Genomic DNA, 24,634 nt, shown 5'->3' on the forward strand with positions numbered 1-24,634 from the left:
TCTCTATTGACGGTGAAGTGGAAGGTTGGTTCTCTGACGATACACCTAAGCGTTTCGAAGCATACGGCTGGCACGTAATCCCTGCAGTAGATGGTCACGATGCTGATGCAATCAATGCAGCGATTGAAGCGGCAAAAGCGGATCCACGTCCAACACTTATCTGTACTAAAACCATCATCGGTTTTGGTTCACCAAACAAAGCAGGCTCGCACGATTGTCACGGTGCACCACTAGGTCACGACGAAATTGCAGCGGCACGCGAATTCCTAGGTTGGGAACACGGTCCATTCGAAATCCCAGCTGATATCAAAGCACAGTGGGATGCAAACGAAGCGGGTAGTGCAAAAGAAGCAGCTTGGAACGAGAAGCTAGCGGCTTATGAAGCGGCTTACCCAGAACTTGCAGCTGAGTTTAAGCGCCGTGTGAACGGTGAGCTTCCTGCTGTATGGGAAGCAGAAACAAGCAAGATCATTGCTGAGCTTCAAGCTAACCCAGCAAACATTGCCTCACGTAAAGCGTCTCAAAATGCTCTAGAAGCATTCGGTAAGATGCTTCCAGAATTCATGGGCGGCTCTGCTGACCTAGCGCCATCAAACCTCACCATGTGGTCTGGCTCTCAGTCGCTAACGGCTGACGATGCGTCTGGTAACTACATCCACTACGGCGTACGTGAATTCGGTATGACGGCGATCATTAATGGTATTGCTTTGCACGGTGGTTTCGTCCCTTACGGAGCAACATTCCTAATGTTCATGGAATACGCTCGTAACGCAATGCGCATGGCTGCATTGATGAAAGTGCAAAACATCCAAGTTTACACTCACGATTCTATCGGTCTGGGTGAAGATGGTCCGACACACCAACCGGTTGAGCAAATCGCATCACTGCGCGTGACACCAAACATGAGCACATGGCGCCCATGTGACCAGGTTGAGTCTGCGGTTGCTTGGAAATACGCGATTGAGCGTAAAGACGGCCCAACATCGCTGATCTTCTCTCGTCAAAACCTAACGCAGCAAGATCGTGACGCTGAGCAGCTAGCAAACGTTGCTAAAGGTGGCTACATCCTGAAAGATTGCGAAGGCACGCCTGAGCTAATCCTTATTGCGACAGGTTCTGAAGTTGAGCTAGCAACAAACGCTTACGCTGAGCTAACGGCTGAAGGTAAGAAAGTACGCGTAGTGTCTCTTCCTTCTACTGACGTATTTGACGCGCAAGATGAAGCATACCGTGAAGCAGTTCTTCCAGCGGCTGTGACTAAGCGTATCGCGGTTGAAGCAGGGATTGCCGATTACTGGTACAAGTATGTTGGCTTCGGTGGCAAGATCATCGGTATGACGACATTTGGTGAGTCTGCACCAGCAGGCGAGCTATTCAAAATGTTCGGCTTCACGACTGAAAACGTTGTGGCGATCGCGAAATCGCTATTGGCATAGGTGACCTTGTACGGCATAAGAAGTGACAAGTTTCCTTTATGTCGTACAACCTGCCTCAAGAATCGAGAACCATCCCTTTCATCAATACACATTACATAATGTGATCTATTGAGCCATATTTACCCTCAGAGTGTTAATATTATTTAACTGTTCATGTACACCTAGAATGGTCAGTTTTTAAATAAGGCTATATTTCGATGGAAATATTTCATCTCTTGCCTAATTAATTACTGTATATCAGAAAATAACTGCGAATAATTTATCAGTGCTTCACATTAATCCTTCTGAGAAAGTATGTTATCTAGACATGGTTCACTATAAATGGAGAATAACGATATTTTGTTGTGTGTAATAAGTCGTAGAGCACTGCAGGAAACTAAATATAATGTTCGAAACAACACGAATAAGATTGATGCTTCATATGGCAGATGTCTACATAAACGGTCCTTTGAGACTTAAAGGTGCCAAAAATATCCATAAACAACTCACCCGAAGCCAAGATCGAGCTTTAAATTCCTTGTTCAAACGATGGTCTCCAAGTCCTCTTCATGTATGGAACTTAGTCGATCCACATCATAAATTTGACACTGAAGAAATCAAAGTTATTGAGCAAGTGGTCACTATTGTCGGCGCTGATACGTTCCAAACAGATATAGATAAAGTAAAACAATTTCTATGATAATAGAATGATTTATAGGTACTGATTGACATTAATATAATGTGATAAAAACGTTACCTATCTATCAAATTTCTTTAATGTGAATAAGATTTATCTTTTTGTGTTACATCTTTGCGTAAAAAATACTTTTGAATCAAACGGAGTTAATTCTCCAGTTTAATCACAATTAAAAGATGCAGGCACAACATGTTAACTATTAATAAAACGAAAATAGCACTACTAATTAGTACGGGCATACTTAGCCCTACTATTGTTCAGTCATCCTATGCAGCTAACGTCCCAGCAGGAACTAAACTAGCGAAAAAACAAGAATTCGTACGAGGCAATGGCACAGAAGTAGCAACCATTGACCCTCAAAAGTCAGAAGGTGTTCCAGAGTCAAACGTCATTCGTGATCTGTTGGAAGGTCTGGTGACACAGGATGCCAATGGTGAAACCATTCCTGGTGTGGCCGAATCTTGGGATACTCCTGACAATAAGACCTTCACTTTCCACTTACGCCACAATGCAAAATGGTCCAACGGCGATCCTGTGACTGCGGGAGATTTCGTCTACAGTTTCCGTCGAGCTGTGGATCCGAAAACAGCGTCTCCTTACGCTTGGTATCTCTCTTCAACCAAGATGAAAAACGCGCAAGATATTATTGAAGGTAAGAAAGATATATCTGAATTAGGTGTTGAGGCCGTTGACGACTACACACTGAAAGTGACACTGGATACCGAAGTTCCGTATTTCGTTAAGATGCTGGCTCACACCACTATGATGCCAGTACATAAAGCGACAATTGAAAAATGGGGCGAGAAGTGGACTAAACCGGAGCACTTTGTTGGCAATGGCGCATACCTTCCGGAAAAATGGGTGGTGAATGAGCGTTTAGAGCTGAAGCGAAATCCTAATTACTGGGACAATGAACATACAGTGATCAACAAAGTCACTTTCTTGCCTATTGAGGATCAAGTTGCTGAAATGAACCGTTTCCTGTCGGGTGAAATTCAGATGACTAACGAGGTGCCAAACGAGCATTTCCATCGCCTTCAAAAAGAGTATCCGCAGGATGTCGCCATCAAGGGCAACTTATGCAGTTATTACTATCAGTTCAACGCAATGAAAGCACCGTTTAACGATGTAAGAGTCCGTAAAGCACTGTCTTATGCTATTGACCGTGACATTATCACTAAAGCCATTTTAGGGCAGGGACAGAAACCCGCCTACTTCCTAACGCCAGAAATCACCGCGGGATTTTCGCCACAATTGCCGGAATACGGCAAGCTAACGCAAAAACAAAGAGATGAGAAAGCGCGGGCGTTGCTGGCAGAGGCTGGTTACGATAAAGACCACCCGCTAGATTTCAGCCTGCTGTATAACACGTCGGGAAATCATAAGAAAATTGCGGTGGCTATTTCGTCGATGTGGAAGAAAAAACTCGGGGTTAATGTTCACCTGGAGAACCAAGAATGGAAGTCTTACCTAGCGAGTAGGGACCAAGGCAACTTTGACGTCACGCGTGCTGCGTGGTGTGGAGACTACAACGAAGCATCGACCTTCTTAACTTTGATGATGAGCGATAACGTCAATGGTGGTGTTCATTATAAGAGTCCAGCTTATGATGCCATTATCGACAAAGCCCTCAACTCAAAATCCGAGTCTGAGCGCACTCAGCTCTACTATGACGCAGAGGCACAGCTGTCGAAAGACATGCCTTTAGCTCCAATCTATCAATACGTGACGACACGTCTCGTTTCACCTCAACTTGGCGGTTATCCCGAAGGGAACGCGGAAGACAAGATCTACGCAAAAGACCTTTACATCAAAGCTAAGTAATCATTGTTAAAAAGTCAGCAAGGACTCTGTATGTGATCGTACATGCAGTGTCCTTCTGTTATTCATAATTTCAAACTGGACACGTTTATGATTAAGTTCATCATGAAGCGGATATTGGAAGCAATACCAACGTTATTGGTGTTGATCACCGTATCTTTTTTTCTGATGCGTTTTGCACCGGGTAACCCTTTTTCAAGTGAACGCCCACTTCCCCCTGAAGTCATGGCAAATATTGAAGCTAAATATGGCCTAGACAAGCCAGTATTTGAGCAGTACACGACCTACCTATCTAATGTCCTCCATGGAGATTTTGGTCCCTCATTCAAGTATCAAGATTACACGGTTAACGAATTGATCGCTGTGGCACTGCCGGTATCGGCGAAAGTGGGGTTAGTCGCGTTTATCTTTACCCTCATTATGGGAGTCACAGTCGGTACGATTGCCGCCTTAAAGCAAAATACCTGGGTCGATTACACCATTATGTCGACCGCGATGTTAGGTGTCGTGATGCCATCCTTCGTGTTAGCTCCGGCACTGATTTACTTGTTCTCACTGCACTGGCACCTGTTTCCAGCAGGGGGGTGGCACGACGGTGGTCTGAAGTACATTGTACTACCCGTTATCGGGATGTCGCTTTTGTATGTGGCGACCTTCGCTCGTATCACTAGAGGCAGCATGATAGAAACGCTCAACAGTAATTTCATTCGTACAGCGCGAGCCAAAGGGCTGAGTTATTCCTACATCGTTCTTAAGCATGCGTTAAAGCCTGCTTTACTGCCTGTAGTGTCGTATATGGGGCCTGCTTTTGTCGGTATTATTACTGGCTCCGTTGTTATCGAAACTATTTTTGGCTTACCGGGTATCGGCAAGCTGTTTGTTAACGCGGCTTTTAACCGAGACTATTCGTTAGTGATGGGGGTGACCATTCTGATTGGTTTCCTCTTCATTCTATTCAACGCCATCGTGGATATTTTGCTTGCGATGATCGACCCGAAAATTCGTTACTGAGGAAGTGAGTGATGCTAACGAAAAAAGAAAACTTGGAAGCTGTCGAGAAGTTTTCAGAAAGTTTAGAAATTGAAGGTCGAAGCTTGTGGCAAGACGCGCGAATTCGTTTTATGCGCAACAAAGCTGCGATGGTGAGTTTGTTGATTCTGTTTGTAATGACCATGGCAGTGATTTTCCTTCCTATGGTTGCAAGTTACACCTTTGATGATACGGATTGGTATGCCATGCACGCTGCACCAAGTGCAGAGCACTGGTTTGGGACGGATAGCTTAGGGCGAGATCTCTATGTGCGAACGCTAATCGGTGGACGTATTTCATTGATGGTTGGTGTGCTCGGTGCACTGGTTGCTGTGCTCATTGGGACTTTGTATGGGGCGACCTCTGGATTTATTGGCGGCAGAGTGGACCGCGTTATGATGCGTGTGCTTGAAATTCTCTATGCAGTGCCATTTATGTTTCTGGTGATCGTGTTAGTAACCTTCTTTGGTCGCAACATCGTGCTGATTTTTGTCGCTATCGGCGCAATTGCCTGGTTGGACATGGCTCGAATTGTACGTGGCCAAACGTTAAGTCTTCGTAGTAAAGAGTTTATCGAGGCGGCTCATGTCAGTGGTGTGAGCAACTGGCGAATCATTACACGGCATATTGTGCCGAATGTATTGGGTATTGTTGCGGTTTATTCGACGCTACTTATTCCGAGCATGATTTTAACCGAGTCGTTTTTATCGTTTCTTGGATTAGGCGTGCAAGAGCCAATGACAAGTTGGGGCGCGCTGCTGCAGGAAGGGTCCCAGACAATGGAAGTGGCTATTTGGCAACTGGCTTTCCCTGCTATTTTCATGGTGGTCACACTATTTTGCTTTAACTACGTTGGCGATGGTCTTCGTGACGCGCTGGATCCAAAAGACAGATAGTCGTGACTAAGGAAAAATAATGAGTTTATTAGATGTAAAAGATCTGCGAGTTGAGTTTAAGACGCAGGATGGCTTAGTAACGGCCGTGAATGACCTCAATTTCGCGTTAAACCAAGGCGAAACGTTGGGGATCGTCGGCGAGTCTGGTTCCGGTAAGTCACAAACCGTTTTCTCGATTATGGGTTTACTGGCAAAGAATGGCATTGTCTCCGGTAGTGCTAAATTTGAAGGTCGTGAAATTCTTAATCTGTCTGAAAAAGAACTGAATAAAGTTCGTGCAGAACAGATTGCAATGATCTTCCAAGACCCAATGACTTCTCTCAATCCATACATGAAGGTCAGTGACCAATTGATGGAAGTCCTGATGCTGCACAAAGGGATGGGTAAAGCGGAGGCGCTGGAAGAATCTGTGCGTATGCTGGAGGCGGTGAAGATTCCTGAAGCCCGTACTCGTATCTCCATGTACCCTCATGAATTTTCAGGAGGCATGCGCCAACGCGTGATGATCGCCATGGCTCTTTTATGTCGCCCTAAGCTGTTGATCGCTGATGAGCCCACCACTGCGTTGGACGTAACTGTTCAGGCGCAGATCATGGACCTATTGAATGAGCTTAAAACTGAGTTCAATACGGCGATCATTATGATTACCCATGATTTGGGTGTAGTCGCTGGTTCCTGCGACAAGGTATTGGTCATGTATGCAGGCCGTACCATGGAGTATGGGACTGTGGATGATATTTTTTATAACCCAAGTCATCCTTATGCAGAGGGGCTGCTTAAGGCTATTCCTCGATTGGACACGGAAGGGGAGATACTTCCTACTATTCCCGGCAATCCACCTAACTTGCTTCGCTTACCACCGGGCTGTCCGTATCAAGAACGTTGCCACCGTGCTATTCCGCAGTGCAGCGTTACGGCGCCAGCGTTAGAGAACTTTGCCGATAATCGCCAGCGTGCCTGCTTCTCTGATTGGGAGACTTGGACCAAATGAATGCTATGAAAGATAACAAAAACCTGCTTTTAGATGTAAAACAGCTCAAAGTACACTTCAGCATTGCTTCGAAATCCGCATGGCCATGGAGTAAGGCTTCTCAGTTGAAAGCGGTCGATGGAGTCAATGTCCGTCTTTATGAAGGAGAAACACTCGGAGTAGTAGGTGAGTCAGGTTGCGGTAAATCCACATTCGCACGAGCGATAATTGGTTTAGTTGAAGCTACCGATGGTGAGGTGGTCTGGCTTGGGAATGACCTTACTAAAATGCACTCTGTGCAGCGCAGGGAGACGCGCAAGGAAATCCAGATGATTTTCCAAGATCCGCTGGCGTCTCTCAATCCTCGCATGACAGTAGGAGATATCATTGCTGAGCCCCTAGAGACATTTTATCCAGAGCTTGGCAAACAAGAAGTGAAGCAACGCGTTAAAGAAATGATGGCGAAAGTAGGTTTATTACCCAATGTGATTAACCGCTACCCCCATGAGTTTTCTGGTGGCCAGTGTCAGCGTATCGGTATTGCCCGAGCACTGATTTTGCGTCCCAAAATGATCATCTGCGATGAGCCAGTATCAGCATTGGATGTATCGATTCAAGCGCAGGTGGTGAATTTATTGAAAGCGCTACAAAAGGAGCTAGGACTGAGTTTGGTCTTTATTGCTCACGATCTGTCAGTAGTCAAACACATTTCAGACCGCGTGTTGGTGATGTACTTAGGGAACGCGGTAGAGTTGGGAGAGGCAGAGGCGTTGTTTGATGAGCCAAAGCATCCTTATACTCGAGCCTTGATGTCAGCGGTACCAATACCAGATCCTCACATTGAGCGCTCGAAAACCATCGAGATGTTGGAAGGGGATTTGCCTTCTCCAATCAACCCTCCTTCAGGTTGTGTTTTCCGCACCCGCTGTCCACTAGCCAATGAAACCTGCGCCAAGGAAAAGCCGATATTAACTGGTGACGAAGTGCACTCGGTATCTTGCCTTTTAGCATAAGAAAACGGCGGCAGTTACCCTGCCGCCTTTATGAAACTTTTTATCGCCTTCATACTTAACTTAAACTCAGTCTTATCAATCAGTTCTACCACTATTGTTCCGATAGTACGGGTAGGATGTAACTCGGTGATTCAGCACTGTACTGGTGTTATATCAATGTTATGATGACACTTTGTGTTAGCGCCGGAGATACTATGTCTAAACCACTTAACGAATGTATTGTGCCTATGTATCCAACGATACAGGCTCTGGATGTAGAAGGTTTAGAACCGGGTGAGCATAAATTTTGGTTTGCGGTTGCTACCGACGCCATAGGTCATCCCCAGACGTTGCCCGTTCGTGTGTTCAAGGGCGCTCGCCCTGGAAAACGAATTATGATTACCGCTGGTATTCATGGTGATGAGCAAAATGGGATCCTAACGGCTCAGCAGTTGGCTAGAGAGCTAATTGGTAAAATGAATGCCGGTACCGTCACCATTGTGCCGACAGTGAACCTGTCTGGGATCGCACGCCACAGTCGAGATTACCACTCCGCTGCTCCGGATAGTTCCACTTCTAATTTGAATCGCGTTTTCCCCGGCAGCCCAGACGGCGATGATGCGAATCGTTTTTCGCACAGCCTTTGGACCAACCTTCTTCAGCCCAACGCAGATCTAGCCGTTGATCTACATTCCCAGACTTCTGGCGCAGCGTATCCACTGTATGTGTTTGCTGATTATCGACTTGATGACGCCATTCGAATGGCGCGTCTGCTGAACCCCGATATTATTTTAAACGACCCAGGGGATCCTGGCATTCTTGAAACTGCGTATAACCGAGCAGACATTCCCTCAATTACGATTGAAGTTGGCGTAGGGCGCTATTCTGACCTAAACATGGTGCAACGTGCGGTAGATGGGGTGCTGAATATTCTGCGCTCGTATCAGTTAATTGATGGTGAAGTGGTGCCGCAAACTTTACCTTGTACTGAGGGCGAGCAAATTGTCAGTATTCGAGCGAATCAAGGCGGGTTTGTGATCAGCCATGTTGAGTTGCTCGATAAGATATCAGAAGGTCAAAAGGTAGCGACGCAATACAACAGTTTCGGTGATGTTATAGAAGAGTACTTGTCATCTTCAGACGGCGTGGTGATTAGTCACAATGTAGAGTCGGTAAGAGCACCGGGTTCACTGCTTGTTCGGTTAATTAGATAACTGTGCGTTTCGAGTGCTCTACGATACGATAGTTTCAAATAGCGGCCACAAAAAAGCTCTCTGAATAGAGAGCTTTTTCATGATTTCAAAATGCAAATTATTAACTCAGCAAAATAGAGGTTTCTAAAAGGTGCTGAGCGTTATCTAGTAGCTGTGGGTAACTATTCATGATTTGCTTAAATTTGTCATCGATAGAGTCTATGCAAATCAAAGAGTTGAACATCTCTACTGCCTGATCAGGATTAACACTCAGTGTGTTCTTGAGTGCTTCCAAATTGATATGGTTAGCGTGTTCCACTCTTGTGATTGCTGTGTCGACCATATCGAAGGTAATAGAGTTTATATTTTGTGTCATCGGATAGGTCACTTATATAGTTTTTACTAGAAAAAAGTAAGTCCAGTGCGTTTCGATGATACTGGATAAAAAGTGAGTTTCTTATGACTAAGATCATGTCTTGTTTGATTTTAGGCAGGACGACGCATAAACACCCTGCTACAACTTAGAAGGAGCAGAACAAGTATTAGTGAGTTTAGTTCGGGATAAATTTTATGAATCCATTCACAAGACTAATTAAAGTTGATATTATCAACCATATTCTAAAGCTAATCCTATGCTACTGACACAATCTGGTCATATCAGCATCGACTAGTACGCCCCTAAATCTTTCCAAATAAAGAGCTTTATGAACACTAGGCAGTTGATTTCGCACTATTTGTATATGAATCGTAAATCCTATATTTTCGCGATCATTTTTATTTTTCTCGTAAACTGGCTGCAAGTAGAAATTCCACGCTATATCCAACTGGCGATAGATCTGATTGATGATGCGTCGAATGACGGTCATCAACAATTGCAAACCTACGTCGCCATCGTAGTGGGTATGTCTGTAGCTATGGTTGTGGTACGTATTCTGTCTCGAGTGTATGCGCTTAATCCCGGAAGGATTGCGGAAGCTGCACTTAAAAATAGATTGTTAAAACAGCTCAATCGGCTACCAAATAGCTACCATGAGAAGTTTGCGTCAGGTCGACTTATTTCTATCATGAATAACGATGTGATGGGGGTTCGACTGATGTTTGGGATTGGCTTTCTTCAGTTCTTCAACACCATGTTTGCTCTTTCTCTGACACCAATTTGGATGTGGCGTATCTCTCCAGAACTGACTATGTATTCAGTCATTCCAATCTCCATTGCTTTTGTGATTTTCCGCATTGGATTTAAGCGAATGAAAGTGTTGCACACTGAGCATATGAATCGACTACAAAGTTTGTCTGCTCAGCTTATGAGTTACTTGTCAGGTATCGACTTGATTAAGAATCAACGTATGTCACCTTGGGTAACTACAGAAATAGAGAAGCTTAATCAGCAACTGTTGCGTTGCCGAATGCAGATTACTCGGATTCAGGTGTTCTTTTTACCGGTACTTGATTACGCCAATGACTTAATGAAGATACTAATTCTCGGTCTAGGCGGTTACATGCTGATGAATCAAGAGTTAACTCTTGGCGAAATTACCGCATTTCTTACTTATTCTGTATTACTGGCTATGCCATTGATGCAGCTTGGTCGAATCGCGACCATCTACCAGCGAGGTATTGTTGGTATTCAAAGTGCTCAAACTATCCTCAATGCTAAAATCCCTGAAACTGATCAAACTCGTCTCGCTGATGAGGATGTTGAACAGTTGAAAGGGGAGTCGTTATCGGTAAGAAATTTGAGTTTTCATTATCCAAATGATGAACGGCTGATTTTGGACAATATCAGCTTTGACATTCCAGCGGGGAAAAAAGTAGGGGTACTTGGTGGAATCGGCTCAGGCAAAACGACCTTGGTGAACTGCTTGAATCATCATTTAGATGTTCCCACTAATGCGATTTTCTTAGGTGGTAAAGATATTACGGATTTTGCCCGCAGTGACTTACGTCGCTATGTTAAAACCGTCACCCAAGATCCTTATCTGTTCTCGGCCACGGTAGAAGAGAATATTCGATTTGGTAGTGCTAATAATGATGCAACTAAGGAGCAAGTGGACGAAGTGCTCTCGCTGAGCCAGCTCGCAAACGATGTGACTAGGTTTGAGGATGGTGATCAAACACTGGTAGGTGAAAAAGGCATTATGCTCTCTGGTGGGCAAAAGCAGAGATTGAGCATTGCACGAGCACTCTTAGAGCCTGCCGACCTTGTCATTATGGATAATGTACTCTCTGCGGTTGATTACGAAACTGAACGTAAAATATTGAATGGGTTGTTTGAGCGACTCAAACACCAGTCGGTGCTCGTGGTATCGCACCGTGTTAACGCTTTAGAATATATGGATGAGATCATCGTACTTAATGAAGGCAAGATAATTGCGAAAGGTGACCATAAAACGTTACTGAAAACATGCCCGTACTATTTGGAAACGTGGCAGCTTCAGCAAAATGAAGCGGAGGCGAGCGCATGTTAAAAGGTGTCGACTTAAAGTATCTCAAGCACTTCTTCAAGTTCGCTAAGAAATACAAGAAAACCGCTCTGATTGGTATTGCTATGCTTCCTTTGTCGGTCGCAACCAGCTTGTTATTCCCCTGGTTAATTATCCAAGTGATTGATGTTCAGTTAGGACAAAATGACTTCGCTGGGTTAATGCAATATGTGGCGTATTTGGTTCTAGTCCTTATTGCCGGGTACGTGGTGGACACCACTTATGCTTACAATTTAAGAAAAACTGGTCAGCTAACGATTACCGACATGCGCGCAGTGTTGTTTGAACGCGTACTCAGACTTCCGCGCAGCTATTTCGACAATACGCCAGCAGGCGTCACGTTGTCACGTTTGACGAGTGATTTAGAGACTATCGGTGAAACGTTTGTGCAATCGGTTGTCGGGTTGGTAAAGGATTCAATAAACACCATTGCCTTGTTGGTAATGATGCTATTTATCGATTGGAAGCTGACTTTGATCGTATTAGTAGTCATGCCTCCGGTTATGTATTTAACGGTGTATGTACGTCATCGTCTAAGAGCTTTACATAAGATAACGCGCGCTTCCTTGGCAAGAGGTATCGGTTATCTACAAGAATTGTTGTTTGGTATGAGTACCATTCAAATGTATCGCGCTGAAGAGAAAGTAGAAGCGAAATACAATGGCCATATTGACGAGTTTTTGGTTGCTCAAAAGAAAATCAATAAGTATGACGCTATCTTATTCTCTTTCATTTCTGGTGTGACGTCGGTAACCATTGGTCTCATGATTTGGTATGGCTCTGAACAAGTGCTAGCCGGAACGCTGACTTTAGGTGTACTGATTGCCTTTATTAATACGCTAGAAAAAGTGTTTGTGCCGATTCGTGATTTCACCTCTCAAATTGCCTCTATTCAAAGCTCGTTTGCGGCGTTTGATCATATCGAAGAACTGTTTGTTGAGCCGACCGAGGAACAAGGTCGAACCTTGTTACCGAGTCATCAGGTCCAACAACCATTGCAAGAGTTTGTGAGCTTAGAATTCATTAATGTTAGTTTCCGATATAAGCAAGATGCTCCGTATGTACTGAAAGATGTCTCTTTCGTACTTAAAAAAGGCCATCAAATTGCCTTGGTAGGTTCTACTGGCTCTGGAAAATCAACCATCATGAGATTGATTTCAAAAACCTATCAAGATTATGAGGGCAGTATTCTGTTAAATGGCATTGAGTTATCGAAGATTTCAGTGGATGACTCGGCACACCTATTTTCGATGATGATGCAAGATGTTCATTTGTTTGAAGAAAGTATCGAGTTCAATATCGCCCTTGGTAAACCGGGGATTGAGCGTGAACAAGTTGAGCAAGCCGCACGCTATGTCTATGCTGATCGATTTATAGAACAGTTACCTCGAAGTTATGACTCGGTTTTAGATAAGAATTGTTCGAACTTATCGGTGGGGCAGACGCAGCTTATTTCGTTTGCTCGAGCAGTTGCTCAAGGCGGACAGATTATGATGCTTGATGAAGCGACAAGCTCTGTAGATTCGATTACTGAAGATCTTATTCAGAAAGCCATGCAGCGTTTATTTGAGGAAAAAACGGTTATCGCTATTGCTCACCGTTTAAGTACCATCAAACACTCGGATCAAATTCTAGTATTAGAAAAGGGTCGAATAGTCGAACAGGGCAATCATCGACAATTGGTGTCTATTAATGGCATCTATGCAGGGTTGTTAAGTGAGTCGACAAGGGACACAAGTAAGGTCGATTCTGCTGAAGCTATATGATTCGAGCAAGCTTCGCTTAGTCACTTTGACGATTATAGGCATATACTTTAGTACTGTTCTTCAGAGGGCGAGTATATGTCTAAAAACAAATTCATTCTTCATTCCGCATATCCACCTTCAGGAGACCAGCCTGAAGCCATCGCTCGTTTAATCTCAGGCATCGAAGGTGGTAAAAGCCATCAAACATTACAAGGCGTAACGGGGTCGGGTAAAACATTCACGATGGCAAATATTATCCATCGCCTGAAACGACCCACGTTGATTCTTGCTCATAACAAAACATTAGCTGCCCAGTTATATAGTGAGATGTGTCACTTCTTTCCCGAGAATGCCGTTGAGTATTTTGTTTCCTATTACGATTACTTTCAGCCAGAAGTCTACATTCCCGGCAGCGACCGTTTTATTCGCAAAGACTCCGCGATTAATGAACAGCTAGAGCGACTCAGGCTCTCGGCAACCAAGTCACTGATTGAGAGAAGAGACGTTATCGTGGTGGCTTCCGTTTCTTCTGTCTACGGGTTAGGCGATCCGCAAGCTTATCGAGACTTACAAATTTCGCTCGCAGTAGGTGAGGCGCTAGATAAAGCTGACTTAGCTGAACGATTAACACGCTTACAATATACCCTTACCGAGCCCAAATTAGAGCGCGCTGGTTTTCGCATTCGTGGCGACGAAATAGATGTGTTTCCAGCTGATTCTGCCCAAGATGCTATTCGCATTACTTTAAATAACGGAGTTATTCAGCATCTTGATTGGGTTGACCCTATCGCGGGTACACTCTTAAAATCTTGCACAGAGTACAAGATTTCACCTAAAACACTCTATGCGTCGTCACCACAAAAAGTCCGTAAAGCCAGTGAGTTGATCCGTATTGAAATGGAACAAAGAGTTAGACAGCTCAACGAAGAAAACCGATTAACCGAGGCGGCAAGGCTTTACGAACGGTGTATGCATGATATTGAAATGATGCAGCAATACGGTTATTGCTCCGGTATCGAAAACTATGCCTGCTATCTTAATGAACGAGATCCTGAGCTACCGCCGACGACATTAATGGATTACCTACCTAAGGATGGGCTGGTGTTTATCGACGAGTCTCACGTGATGGTTCCTCAGATTTCAGCAATGTCGAAATCAGACCGAAGTCGTAAAGATACCCTTATTGATTACGGGTTTCGTCTTCCTTCAGCCTTAAATAATCGCCCACTGACGTTCAGTGAATTTGAAAAGGCAAAACCGCAGACCATTTTCGTTTCTGCGACGCCAGGAAAATACGAAGTTCAGCGTTCAGGTGGAGTGGTGGTTGAACAAATTATTCGACCAACAGGTTTGCTTGATCCTGAGGTTGAGGTGCGCCCATCAGCTAACAATATGGAAGACCTGTTAAAGGAGATACGTCAGCGTACCAATAATAATGAACGAGTGCTCGTGACCACTTTAACTAAGGTAAGTGCGGAGTCGTTAAACGACTATATGGCGGAGCAGGGAATACGCGTTCGTTATTTACATTCCGATATTAAAACCTCAGAAAGAGTCGATATTATCAATGGATTAAGGGCTGGGGAGTTTGATGTCTTGATTGGTATCAACCTACTCAGAGAAGGGCTGGATATTCCAGAAGCTTCCTTGGTTGCCATTCTCGACGCGGACCACGCAGGATTTCTACGTTCGGTAGAAGCGCTGATTCAGATCATTGGTCGAGCAGCACGAAATGCCAATGGTAAGGCGATTTTGTATGCCGATAGAATCACACCCGCCATGAAGCAAGCGATAGACGAATCGCTACAAAGACGTAAAAGACAACAAGTTTATAATCAAGCAAATGCCATTGTGCCCGCGACATCGCGTCGTAAAGTGGCATCAGCAATGGAAGAGGCGCAGCAGCAGGCTTGTCATAATGTCGCGTTTTGCGACACTCTTGCTAGTCTTTGTCAACAAATCACCGCGCGCGAGAAAGGACTGCTTGAAGCGGTATCCGCGCAAAATGATGCACAAATTCGTCAAATACGAGCGGAACTGGATAGTTTATATAGGCAGTTCATATTTATGTAGTTCTAGCTCATCTTGTTCGTTGGACGAGAGGTCAAAGTGCGTTACGATTTCGCTAACGCACTTACTTAACAGGATATCGGATGCTCAATTACATTGAACCGGTTTTTAGACCACCGTCAGAGTGGAAGTCGCTGATATTACAAGTAACCAATGGTTGTAGCCATAATCAATGCACTTTCTGCGATATGTATACTCAGTCTCAGAAGAAGTTTCGTCCTAAGAAGCTAGAAGAACTAGAGCAAGAATTGCAGCAAGTGGCCGCGTCTGGTGCACGAGTTCACCGAGTTTTCCTTGCGGATGGTGATGCGATGACATTACCATTTCATCGCCTTAAAGCGATCTGTGAGTTAATTCACCGCTACCTTCCCAACATTCAACGTATCTCAAGCTACTGTTTACCACGAAATTTAACCAATAAGACATCGGAGCAACTCGCAGAGCTTAGAGAGCTTGGGTTGAGTTTGATGTATATCGGTTGTGAAAGCGGAGATGACGAAGTACTAGCTAAAGTGAAAAAAGGTGAGACGTTTGAATCATCGTTGGCCGCGCTAAACAAGATAAAAGCGGCGGGCATGAAAAGTTCTGTCATGATCCTAAATGGTCTAGGCGGCCCTATTTTGAGTGAGCAGCATGCATTGAATTCGGCCAAGCTAATGAATGCCGCTCAGCCAGACTATCTCTCAACCTTAGTAGTGTCTTTTCCATTTGGTGAAGAGCGCGTCGCGGCAGAATATAACGGTGACTTTCGCCAATTGACTCAACCCGAATTATTCAAAGAAATAAAACTATTGCTTGAACACTTACAGTTAGACAAGACAATATTCCGCTCAGATCATGCTTCTAACTATCTAGTGCTCAAGGGGGTGCTGGGTAAAGATAAAGAGGCATTATTGCAACAAGTTGAGCTCGCAATTCACCATCCAGAACAAATTTCGCTCCGCCAAGAGTGGCAAAGAGGTTTGTAAAAATCCCCTTTTTTACTCGTTCACACAGTGAATTTTACAAAACTCGCTTTTAGCGGGTTTTGTGTTTTTTGCATGTCTTATTTTATTAACGCATTGAAAAATAAAGAGTAAATATGATTTCCAAGAGTGCCTTATCGAATTTTACACAGAGTGATTTTGTAAAATTGACAGTGTGAAAATTTCGTTGTGAAATTGTTGTCAAAAAAGCGCTATTCTAATAATCAAGCAATAACGAGACAAACCATCAAGGTGTTAAGGGTATTTGCTTAAGCTGTTATTAATTGCCTCTGAAGGAATAGACTATGAATATGCAGACATTCGATAAAACAGAACTACATAACCCACAAAATTTTATCGCTGAAGCCGTGTTTGCCGTGGAAATGGTCAACGCTGATAAGCCAACTCAAAAACAACAAATGACTAAGCAACTTCTTGATACCTTGTTCCCGCTAGAGAATGGTTCTCACGAAGATGTAGTAAGTTATGAAATTGACTATCGCCACGTTCAAGCGTATTTCAAAAATGGTCAACATAGCGGCCTGCGCCATGCCAAACAGTTTGTTGCTTATACTGGCGACAAGTGTTCTCCGGATTCGATTCTATTCCGCGACGAAAGTGGCACTCACGTAGAAGTTACGTTCGCTCGCCGTCAAGGCAACGGGTTTCTACAGCTGGTTCAAATTGCTGATATTCAATTAGAAACGTGTACTACGTTTGGTCAGTCTGAAGGCCATCAAACCACGGGTCTTCGTCACTGGGTAAGCTTGGTGAAAGGCGATGAAAAATGTCGCCCAACGGCGAGTAATGAAGACAAGGAATATACAGCGAAGAGTGGTGAAGATTACAAATTAGGTTTTTGTTTCGCTTATTAGCTTGGCTAGCTCACTTACAAACTGCTAAAAAATAAAACCGCGCTGTGTATGCGCGGTTTTTCTATTTAATCATCGATCGGTCGCTAGTCTTCGGTTGTGTGATTTTAGTGTCTAAAATGGACCTAGAGTCAATTGGAGCGAGCTGAACGGCTAAGTTTGCTGTTTTGGCAGAACGCTGTGTAGGATGATTGGGGGAGTGGTTTGCTAAATAGAAAACCTTGACCCCACTGACAATCGTGATCTATCAAGATTTTCATTTGTTCTGCGGTTTGTATCCCTTCCGCAATGACATTAATACCAAGCTCATTAGCCATTTGTAACGTCGAACTTACTATCGTCATGTCTTCTGGGTGAAGTTGGTCTATGAAAATTCTGTCGATTTTTAAGCTATCAACAGGAAGTTGCTTCAAATAACTTAACGAGGAATAGCCGGTTCCATAGTCGTCGATAGCTATATTTACCCCAATCTTCTTCAACTCTGTGATGAACCTGATGGCTTGGCCCATATTTTGTACTAATACACTCTCAGTAATTTCAAGTTCAAGGGCTTCAGGTGAAATCCCGTAGCGTTGAAGTGGATCCACCACATCGTCAATTAGTTGACCCGAAACTAGCTGCACTACTGATACGTTTACTGATACTTTTTTATGGTAAATATTGTGGTCTTGCCACACTCTGATCTGTTTGCAGGCTTGCTCGATGACCCACGCGCCAATAGGAATGATCTCTCCAGAGACCTCCGCAATAGGTATAAATGAATCGGGTGAAATTACTCCATAGGTAGGGTGGTTCCATCTTAGCAAGCACTCGCAACCAAGATGCTTCCCAGAGCGTAGCTCGATAATAGGTTGGTAGTATAATTCAAATTGTCCTTTCTCCAAGGCTCGCGGCAGTTCTGATTCAATAAATAGTTTGTGTTGTGCTTGTTTTCTTAAAGTGTTCGCGTAACAAAAATAACCAACCGATGACTCTTTTGCTTTATACATGGCGGTATCGGCGGCTCGAAGAAGATCGTCGACATTTTGACCATCTTTAGGGTAAGCGGCAATGCCTATACTAGTTGAAATCGTTAGGGATTCTCTCCCAATTTGAATGGGCTTTCGCAACCCATTAATGATCTTTTTGGATAGAGCGATTGTTTGTTCTATGTTGGTAAGGTTTTCGATAAGAATTGTGAACTCGTCACCGCCAAAACGAGCTAATACGTCGCTACTTCTCAAGCAACCACTTAACCTTTTAGAAACTTCGACGAGTAACTTGTCGCCAAAGTCATGCCCTAGGCTATCGTTTACGTGTTTAAAACGATTGAGGTCAAGAAAAAGAACGGCTGTGATCGAACGATTCCGTTCGGCCAATCTCAAAGCATGGTTAGTTTGCTCGATAAACATGCGTCTGTTAGGTAAGTTGGTTAGTGCATCATTAAACGCGTAATGCTTAAGCTGATCTCTTGACGCTTCCAGTTCTTTAGTTCGACTTTTTACACGCCTTAATAAGACCTTATGATTGTTAAACACCGTCATGATAAGCAGTACACTTAAAGCACCAAACACAGACTCATAAATGAGAAATGTTACGGATTTTTGAGCGGTTAAAGAAAGGAGTACTTGTTGTGATACAGATAAAACGACGGTCCACTCTCGAGTAGTCACTTGTTGAGAAAAAGAAAACTCTACTGCGCCCTCAGATGGGGCTAAATTGTCTGGTGAGAAGTAGTGGTAAATCACTTCATCTCCAGCACTAGAGTCGAGAATTTCTACGTCCATATAGTGTGCAGAGCTATTGTTCACACTTGCTTTAACAATATCCCCAACGACAAAAACGCCAACGGCAAAACCAGATAGATTGAAAGAGCGCGTAATAACTGAGGTATCAAGAGAAGGTCCATCATTTATCGGAGTAAATATTAAAAATCCAGGCTCTTTGGTCTCAAGTTGGACAAGTTGAATAATTTCTGTAGCGACTGGATAGTTATTGTTCTGCGCGAGAATCATTGCTTCTCGCCGTGCTGCATTAGAGAACACATTGAAGCCAAATGCTTTTTCATTGGAAAGAAATGGCTCGATCCATTTTACAACAACGAGAGGATCATACTCATTCAATGGGGTGCCCCGAACTTTAAACACCGAAGAGCTTTGGTTATTGGTCTCTATTTCAAACTTACTTACATGGCGCTGCTCTACAAGTGGATTCCAAGAAAACCCTCGAATCCCAGGAGTTTTGTCGATAAGGGGCAAGGTTATCTCTCTAAACTCTTCTTGTGTAATGTCGCCATTCCCAGAAAGACTTCTAGCTAGAGTTGATAAAGACTTTAAATAGTTTTCTACTTGATGATTAAGGTTTTTTTCAATCAATTGAGAACGGACTTGGACCTCATTGAGGCTGTCGGATTTGAGCGTTCTATCACTGTAATTTTGAATGATAATAAGTGTAATAAAAACAATAGAAAGTGGAAATATTAGGGCCCTAGAGTGCTTTAGTCTGTTGGCTAGTCGGTCGCGCGATTTAAATAAGATAACAACGATAGGTGTAATAATGATAATACCTAAAAAGTCACCTACGCATTGAATGACAACATTTGCCCAGTAGCTCCCGCTAAAGCGTAATATATGAGCGGGCTCTATGAGCAGGTTTGCTATCAAACTACCGATTAGAGAGCATATAAATGCTACTCCTATAAATAGAGTCACTTTGGTAAAGCTGGCTAAGCTAATGACATTTAGGGAGAGATGTCTTAAAACGCGGTAATTTATCCAAGCTTGAACTGTAGAAGCGAAGCTGATTCCAATTGACGTTACTATTAAAGAGAGGTCAATTGCATTCCCATCGAATAATTGAATCCCAATACTAAATATTAGTGAGCCAGCTAAGATTGCAGGTAAGAAGTGTCTCTGCCATAAAAAACAACCCGCAAGTGCAATACCAGCTGATGGCCACAATGATGCAACTAAAGTTTGAGGGCTGAGCATTGAGAAAAGAAATGAAGATACTATGTATAGAAAAAACAAACTCACATAGCGTAAATCAAAGGACGATAATGGACGGCCTTGTTTGCTGAGGGAATCAGTGGTAACTGATCTATTATTATTGTTCAAATGATCTCTTCCAGTGCTATTAACAAATGTGTCACTAGTTGGAGTTGCTTATAGTAGTGTAGTAAAGAGAACAGGGAATGGTATGTTTGTTGATGATCAGTTGAACTATTGATGTTGTGCGGACAGCGTCTTAGGTGGCGAGAGGTACAGAAGCAGAACCAGCGCTATTCAGTACGTTTGAAGCTAACACTAATGCCCTAAAGGAGCAAAGGGCATCGGTGCGATATGGTGAGTTGCCAGACTCTAGGTTGCTCAATGGTATAGGTTTCCTATACATAGAAGCACTAATAGACAATTTCTGAACAGGCTAGGCGTATGCCTCCTTTTCGGCTTACAACGTCAGGGTAAATCCGTGTTCTGTCTTTTCAATCTGAATATCAGAAGGCTTGAATATATAGCCATCCGCGTCAGGCAATTCACTTCTTGAGCTATGACTGAGCACCGCAATGCTCTGGCAACCTGCTGCGAGCCCTGAGTTGAGGCCAGCGACCGCATCTTCAAAGCATATGCATTCTTCAGGATTCAGGTTCAGTTCTTTCGCTCCTCTCAAATAAGGCTCGGGGTGTGGTTTGCCTTGGGAGAGCAACTCGGGTGTAACAAGGATTTTGGGCTGAGGGAGGTTTGCGGTTTTCATTCTAGCTGTTGCTACTGGCAATGTGCCGGAGGTAACGATAGCCCACGGGATACCGAGCTCATTTAAGCTGTTTAGTAGCTCAACGGCGCCAGGTAGCGCAGTGGTACCTTCGGTGTGGGTGGCTTCATAGCGTTCTAGATAGTCAAATTCGGCTTGAACTTCTGGTGTATCGACTGATGCATTAAGCAGCTCAGCGATTGATTCGATAGCAGGCCTTCCGTGAATCCTCGACATCACGTAGCTAGGCTCGAGACCTTTAGATTCTCCCCAGCGTGACCATGCACGTGTCACTGCTGGGATTGAGTCGACTAATGTACCGTCTAGGTCGAATAACAGACCTTTAAATGAAAGCGTCGTCACGATAACTATTCCTTTTTCAAATACTGTGAGAGCACATCTACGATTAGCTGGTGGTCTTCGTGTTGAGGCAAACCTGAAACCGTAATCGTTCCTATCATACCTGTGTTTTTAACTCGAATAGGAAAACAACCGCCAAATGGGCTGTAATCTTTCTCATCAATGAAGGAAGCTTGTTCTATATTCTTTCCTTTCATTTCTAGGTAATGCTTCATATACCAAGAACTGCGCTGAAAATGCTTGGTAACGTTTGATTTTCTTCTCACCCATTCTTGATTGTCTAACGTTGCTCCGTCGAGTGCACAGTGGAAAAGGCACTGCTCGCCAACCGAAATATTGATGGCAACCTTAGCGTGCTTTTCGATGGCGTTGGCACGCAGTTCACTACCGATATCCCAAGCGACTTGCTGATTGAAATAGGGGAACTGCAACAGGTTTTCTTCCGCAATAAGGGTGTCGAGTCTTGTTTGAGTGTTTGATGTCGTAGTGGCGGGCATATTCCGCTCCTTTCTAAAACAAAAAGGGCGAAGTAACACTGGACACGAATGATGGTTACTTCGCCAAAAACTTGGAACCGAACAAGTTAGTCAGTCCAAGTCCGAGGTGAGAAGGTTTTGAATCCTTCTTACTTCCATTTGGAATTGGGGACTATAGCTCTAGCTCCGTCATGAGTTTCTGTTCTATTTCACTGCTCGATTGGGCGTTAAACAAGGCATCACGAAATTCGGCATGCATAATTTTACGTGCCAACTTAGAGAAGATCTTCATATGTTGGTCGCCGGCTGCGTGTTTGTTCAGCGTCAACATGATGACAAATTGCGCCTCTTCATCGCCCCATTGAATAGGCTTCGCTAGACGGCATACGCTCACCGCTGATTGCTCAATGTGTTCACTCTTGGTATGAGGGATAGCAAAGCCAAAGCCTAGACCGGTTGAGAACACATCTTCTCGAGCCCAAAGATCGTCCGCCAATTTGTTCGGATAACGGCAACGTCCTGTTAGGAATAGGTTGTCAGCGAGTGTCTTAATCACTTCCTCTTTGCTACGCAGGTCGAGATCAAGCTTGATACAATCTTCTGAAATCAGTGGCGCTTCGGTTTGTGCCATGCGGAACTGCGCAAGTAGATGCTCTACTTCCAATGGTGTACGACATTGCATTGCTTTGTTTAACAACTGTCGACATTCTCGGCTATCTAGTTTGGAAATGCGTTCCTTGGTCGCAGCAATGCTTGGTGCGCTCATGCTGATTTCATCAAGCCCTAGACCAACGAGCAGGGGCAATACTGAGCCTTTAGCGCCAAGCTCCCCACACAGCCCAATCCATTTACCATGACGATGCACTTCATTGACGACGTGGTCTAGCGTTCTCAAGAATGCTGGATTTAGACTGTTGTAGTGTTTCGTTACTTTTGCATTGTCACGATCAACGGCCATCAAATATTGAGTTAGGTCGTTAGAGCCGATGGAGAAGAAATCCACTTCTTCACAACATTGATCGATGATAAAGGCCACAGAAGGAACTTCCATCATAATGCCAAGCGGGATTTTTTCATCGAACGGAACCTGTTCTTTACGGAGTTCTTGGCGAATCTCAGCAAGAATGTCTTTGACCCATAAAATCTCCTCCATCGAAGAAATCATTGGAATCATTATCTTCAGCGGACCATGTGCCGAAGCACGCAGAATAGCTCGTAATTGGGTTTTAAATAGGTCAATAAACTCTTCGTAGATACGTACTGCACGGTAGCCAAGGAATGGGTTGTTTTCTTTAGGGATATTGAGGTAGTCAACTGGTTTATCGCCGCCGATGTCGATAGTACGAACGATGATCGCACGACCTGAAGCTGCATCCAGTGCTTGGCAGAAGATGTTGTAGAGCTCATCTTCTTTCGGTGCACTTTTGCGATCCATGTATAGCATCTCGGTACGGAATAAACCGATGGCTTCTGCTCCCGAGTCAAATGCTGATTTTGCTTCTACGGAATGGGCGATGTTCGCTGCAACTTCAAGTTTTTTTCCATCTTGTGTCATACCCGGTGTATCTTTGAACGCAGCCTGGCGCTCTCGAACCGTATTGATGATTCGGTTTTCTTGTTCGTAGTAACGAACCACAGGTTCAGTTAGGTCGGTGACGATTGCACCTAAATTGGCATCAAGATAAACCTCTTGGCCGATGTCGGCCTCCAATGCACCATCTTTCATTCCAACGACTGTTGGAATACCAAAAGAGCGAGCAAGAATAACTGTGTGAGATGTGCTGCCACCATGGGTCAAAACCAAACCTTTTAGCAGTGACTTATCCAGCTCTAAGAACTGACTAGGGGTGAGGTCCTCAGCCATACAGATAGATGGTTCAGTCAGCGCGAGTTGGCTGGTGTAATGTTCGTCACCGTAGATTGTTTGCAGTAATTGGAAGCAAACATCTCGAATGTCGAGTTCACGTTCACGAAGGTACTGGCTGGAAGATTTCTGTAGTTGCTCTGCATAGTGTTTTGCGGTGGCGACCACTGCCTGAGCACAGCTTCTTCCTTCTACTAGATTAGTATTCAGTTGTTGTGCGAAAGACTCGTCCTTCAATATAGATAGATGCGCGGCAAGCACTTCGCTTTCGGTATCTACTGATGTGTTGGCTTGTACTTCAATGGTCTTGGAAAGCTGAGCGAGACCGCTTTTTAGTTCAGACTTTTCTTCTTCAATTGCTCTTATTTCAGGAAGGTAGGGAAGTTGATCGAAGTTGATTGCACCTACTTTAACCACGACGCCACGGCCAACGCCACTACTCACGGAAGTGGCACGAATCGCACTTTTCGTGAGGTTTGATAGGTTACGTGGTAGCGGTTGCTGTTCTTCATTAGCTTGTGTTTTTTCTAGTGGGGAATCGCAATGTGGAAACTCATTAGTAATAAAGCTCTGTAAAGCTTCCAGAGCAGTCTCTTCATCCTCTCCGTCTATGGTGATCATACATGTGTCACCGAGCAGCGTGTCTGTCCCTATTAAGGACAACACACTTTTTGCATTTCCAGATAGACCAGTACGTTCGTTTTGCCACTCAATGTTAGATAGGTATTGATTACAAAGGGTTTCTACATGACCCGCTGGTCTAGCGTGAACACCATTGGGTAGCTCACAAGAAAAGGTAAAACTTCTCATAGGGGTTTAGTCCTTAGTTTCGAATTTGTTATTAGCGTTTATGTCTACAACTTTAACAAAAAGCACCGTGTGGACTATTGGATAAAAGTGCTAAAAACTGGATATTTGTAAGGTGGTGGGCTGTTTGTGATACCGTTCAAAAATACAGTTTATTATGTGACTTTAATCAAGATTTATAAAAGGCATGCCAGTGTTTGATGTTTAACTAATCCCTTAATAACAGTTACTTAATTGATTTTGTTGAATCTTT

18 protein-coding genes are annotated in these 24,634 nt (G+C 43.9%); 13 read left to right on the forward strand and 5 right to left on the reverse strand.

Translation table 11 applies throughout. The features are described 5' to 3' along the window. From AWH66_RS15060 to AWH66_RS15095, 8 genes are all read left to right on the forward strand, one after another. Positions 1-1,436, forward strand: a 1,436-nt coding sequence (locus AWH66_RS15060) for a transketolase family protein (protein WP_071487858.1), incomplete at its 5' end; no start/stop codon positions are given. A 385-nt stretch (positions 1,437-1,821) separates the two neighbouring features. Beyond that, positions 1,822-2,115 (forward strand): hypothetical protein, encoded by a 294-nt coding sequence (locus AWH66_RS15065; protein ID WP_063606153.1) that lies wholly within the window; start codon positions 1,822-1,824, stop codon positions 2,113-2,115. 186 nt (positions 2,116-2,301) lie between these two features. Beyond that, positions 2,302-3,936, forward strand: a complete 1,635-nt coding sequence (locus AWH66_RS15070) for an ABC transporter substrate-binding protein (RefSeq protein ID WP_143081517.1) — start codon at positions 2,302-2,304, stop codon at positions 3,934-3,936. A gap of 87 nt (positions 3,937-4,023) precedes the next feature. Continuing rightward, positions 4,024-4,944 (forward strand): oligopeptide ABC transporter permease OppB, encoded by a 921-nt coding sequence (oppB, locus tag AWH66_RS15075; protein WP_031495785.1) that lies wholly within the window; start codon positions 4,024-4,026, stop codon positions 4,942-4,944. 11 nt (positions 4,945-4,955) lie between these two features. Further along, the gene (gene oppC / locus AWH66_RS15080) at positions 4,956-5,858 is read left to right on the forward strand and encodes an oligopeptide ABC transporter permease OppC (RefSeq protein WP_006071809.1); all 903 of its coding nucleotides are present in this window, start codon (positions 4,956-4,958) and stop codon (positions 5,856-5,858) included. A 19-nt stretch (positions 5,859-5,877) separates the two neighbouring features. Beyond that, a complete protein-coding gene (oppD, locus tag AWH66_RS15085) occupies positions 5,878-6,849 on the forward strand; it encodes an ABC transporter ATP-binding protein (protein ID WP_063606154.1) in 972 nt (323 codons plus the stop codon). After that, positions 6,846-7,841, forward strand: coding sequence for a murein tripeptide/oligopeptide ABC transporter ATP binding protein OppF (gene oppF / locus AWH66_RS15090; RefSeq protein ID WP_167360961.1), 996 nt, complete (start codon positions 6,846-6,848; stop codon positions 7,839-7,841). The genes oppD and oppF overlap by 4 nt, the downstream gene beginning before the upstream one ends. Before the next feature lie 194 nt (positions 7,842-8,035). Then, positions 8,036-9,034: a succinylglutamate desuccinylase/aspartoacylase family protein gene (locus AWH66_RS15095; protein WP_063606155.1), complete on the forward strand. Its 999-nt coding sequence runs from the start codon at positions 8,036-8,038 to the stop codon at positions 9,032-9,034. 100 nt (positions 9,035-9,134) lie between these two features. Here the strand turns inward: AWH66_RS15095 and AWH66_RS15100 are convergent, their stop codons facing one another. Further along, positions 9,135-9,389, reverse strand: a complete 255-nt coding sequence (locus tag AWH66_RS15100) for a hypothetical protein (RefSeq protein ID WP_063606156.1) — start codon at positions 9,387-9,389, stop codon at positions 9,135-9,137. 328 nt (positions 9,390-9,717) lie between these two features. Between AWH66_RS15100 and AWH66_RS15105 the strand changes: the two genes are divergently transcribed. The 5 genes from AWH66_RS15105 (at position 9,718) to AWH66_RS15125 (ending at position 17,151) form a co-directional block, all read left to right on the forward strand. Continuing rightward, positions 9,718-11,481: an ABC transporter ATP-binding protein gene (locus tag AWH66_RS15105; protein ID WP_063606157.1), complete on the forward strand. Its 1,764-nt coding sequence runs from the start codon at positions 9,718-9,720 to the stop codon at positions 11,479-11,481. Next, positions 11,475-13,262: an ABC transporter ATP-binding protein gene (locus tag AWH66_RS15110; protein WP_063606158.1), complete on the forward strand. Its 1,788-nt coding sequence runs from the start codon at positions 11,475-11,477 to the stop codon at positions 13,260-13,262. Before AWH66_RS15105 ends, AWH66_RS15110 begins: the two co-directional genes overlap by 7 nt. 75 nt (positions 13,263-13,337) lie before the next feature. Beyond that, a complete protein-coding gene (gene uvrB / locus AWH66_RS15115; RefSeq protein WP_063606159.1) occupies positions 13,338-15,314 on the forward strand; it encodes an excinuclease ABC subunit UvrB in 1,977 nt (658 codons plus the stop codon). Between the two features lie 80 nt (positions 15,315-15,394). After that, positions 15,395-16,279, forward strand: a complete 885-nt coding sequence (locus AWH66_RS15120; protein ID WP_063606160.1) for a radical SAM protein — start codon at positions 15,395-15,397, stop codon at positions 16,277-16,279. A gap of 302 nt (positions 16,280-16,581) precedes the next feature. After that, positions 16,582-17,151, forward strand: coding sequence for an aldolase/citrate lyase/malate synthase family protein (locus AWH66_RS15125; protein ID WP_062457582.1), 570 nt, complete (start codon positions 16,582-16,584; stop codon positions 17,149-17,151). 128 nt (positions 17,152-17,279) lie between these two features. On the opposite strand, the gene AWH66_RS15130 is transcribed toward AWH66_RS15125, so the two are convergent. The 4 genes from AWH66_RS15130 to ptsP form a co-directional block, all read right to left on the reverse strand. Next, complete coding sequence (locus tag AWH66_RS15130; protein WP_143081519.1) at positions 17,280-20,243, reverse strand: EAL domain-containing protein; 2,964 nt, start codon at positions 20,241-20,243, stop codon at positions 17,280-17,282. A 331-nt stretch (positions 20,244-20,574) separates the two neighbouring features. Further along, complete coding sequence (locus AWH66_RS15135; RefSeq protein WP_063606162.1) at positions 20,575-21,237, reverse strand: HAD-IA family hydrolase; 663 nt, start codon at positions 21,235-21,237, stop codon at positions 20,575-20,577. Between the two features lie 5 nt (positions 21,238-21,242). Further along, positions 21,243-21,731 (reverse strand): heme-degrading domain-containing protein, encoded by a 489-nt coding sequence (locus tag AWH66_RS15140; protein ID WP_063606163.1) that lies wholly within the window; start codon positions 21,729-21,731, stop codon positions 21,243-21,245. Between the two features lie 151 nt (positions 21,732-21,882). Then, positions 21,883-24,384 (reverse strand): phosphoenolpyruvate--protein phosphotransferase, encoded by a 2,502-nt coding sequence (gene ptsP, locus AWH66_RS15145; protein WP_063606164.1) that lies wholly within the window; start codon positions 24,382-24,384, stop codon positions 21,883-21,885. Positions 24,385-24,634: the final 250 nt, after the last annotated feature.

Origin of the sequence: Vibrio barjaei (assembly GCF_001639065.2) — a bacterium.
In the GTDB taxonomy this organism is placed as follows: Bacteria; Pseudomonadota; Gammaproteobacteria; order Enterobacterales; family Vibrionaceae; genus Vibrio; species Vibrio barjaei.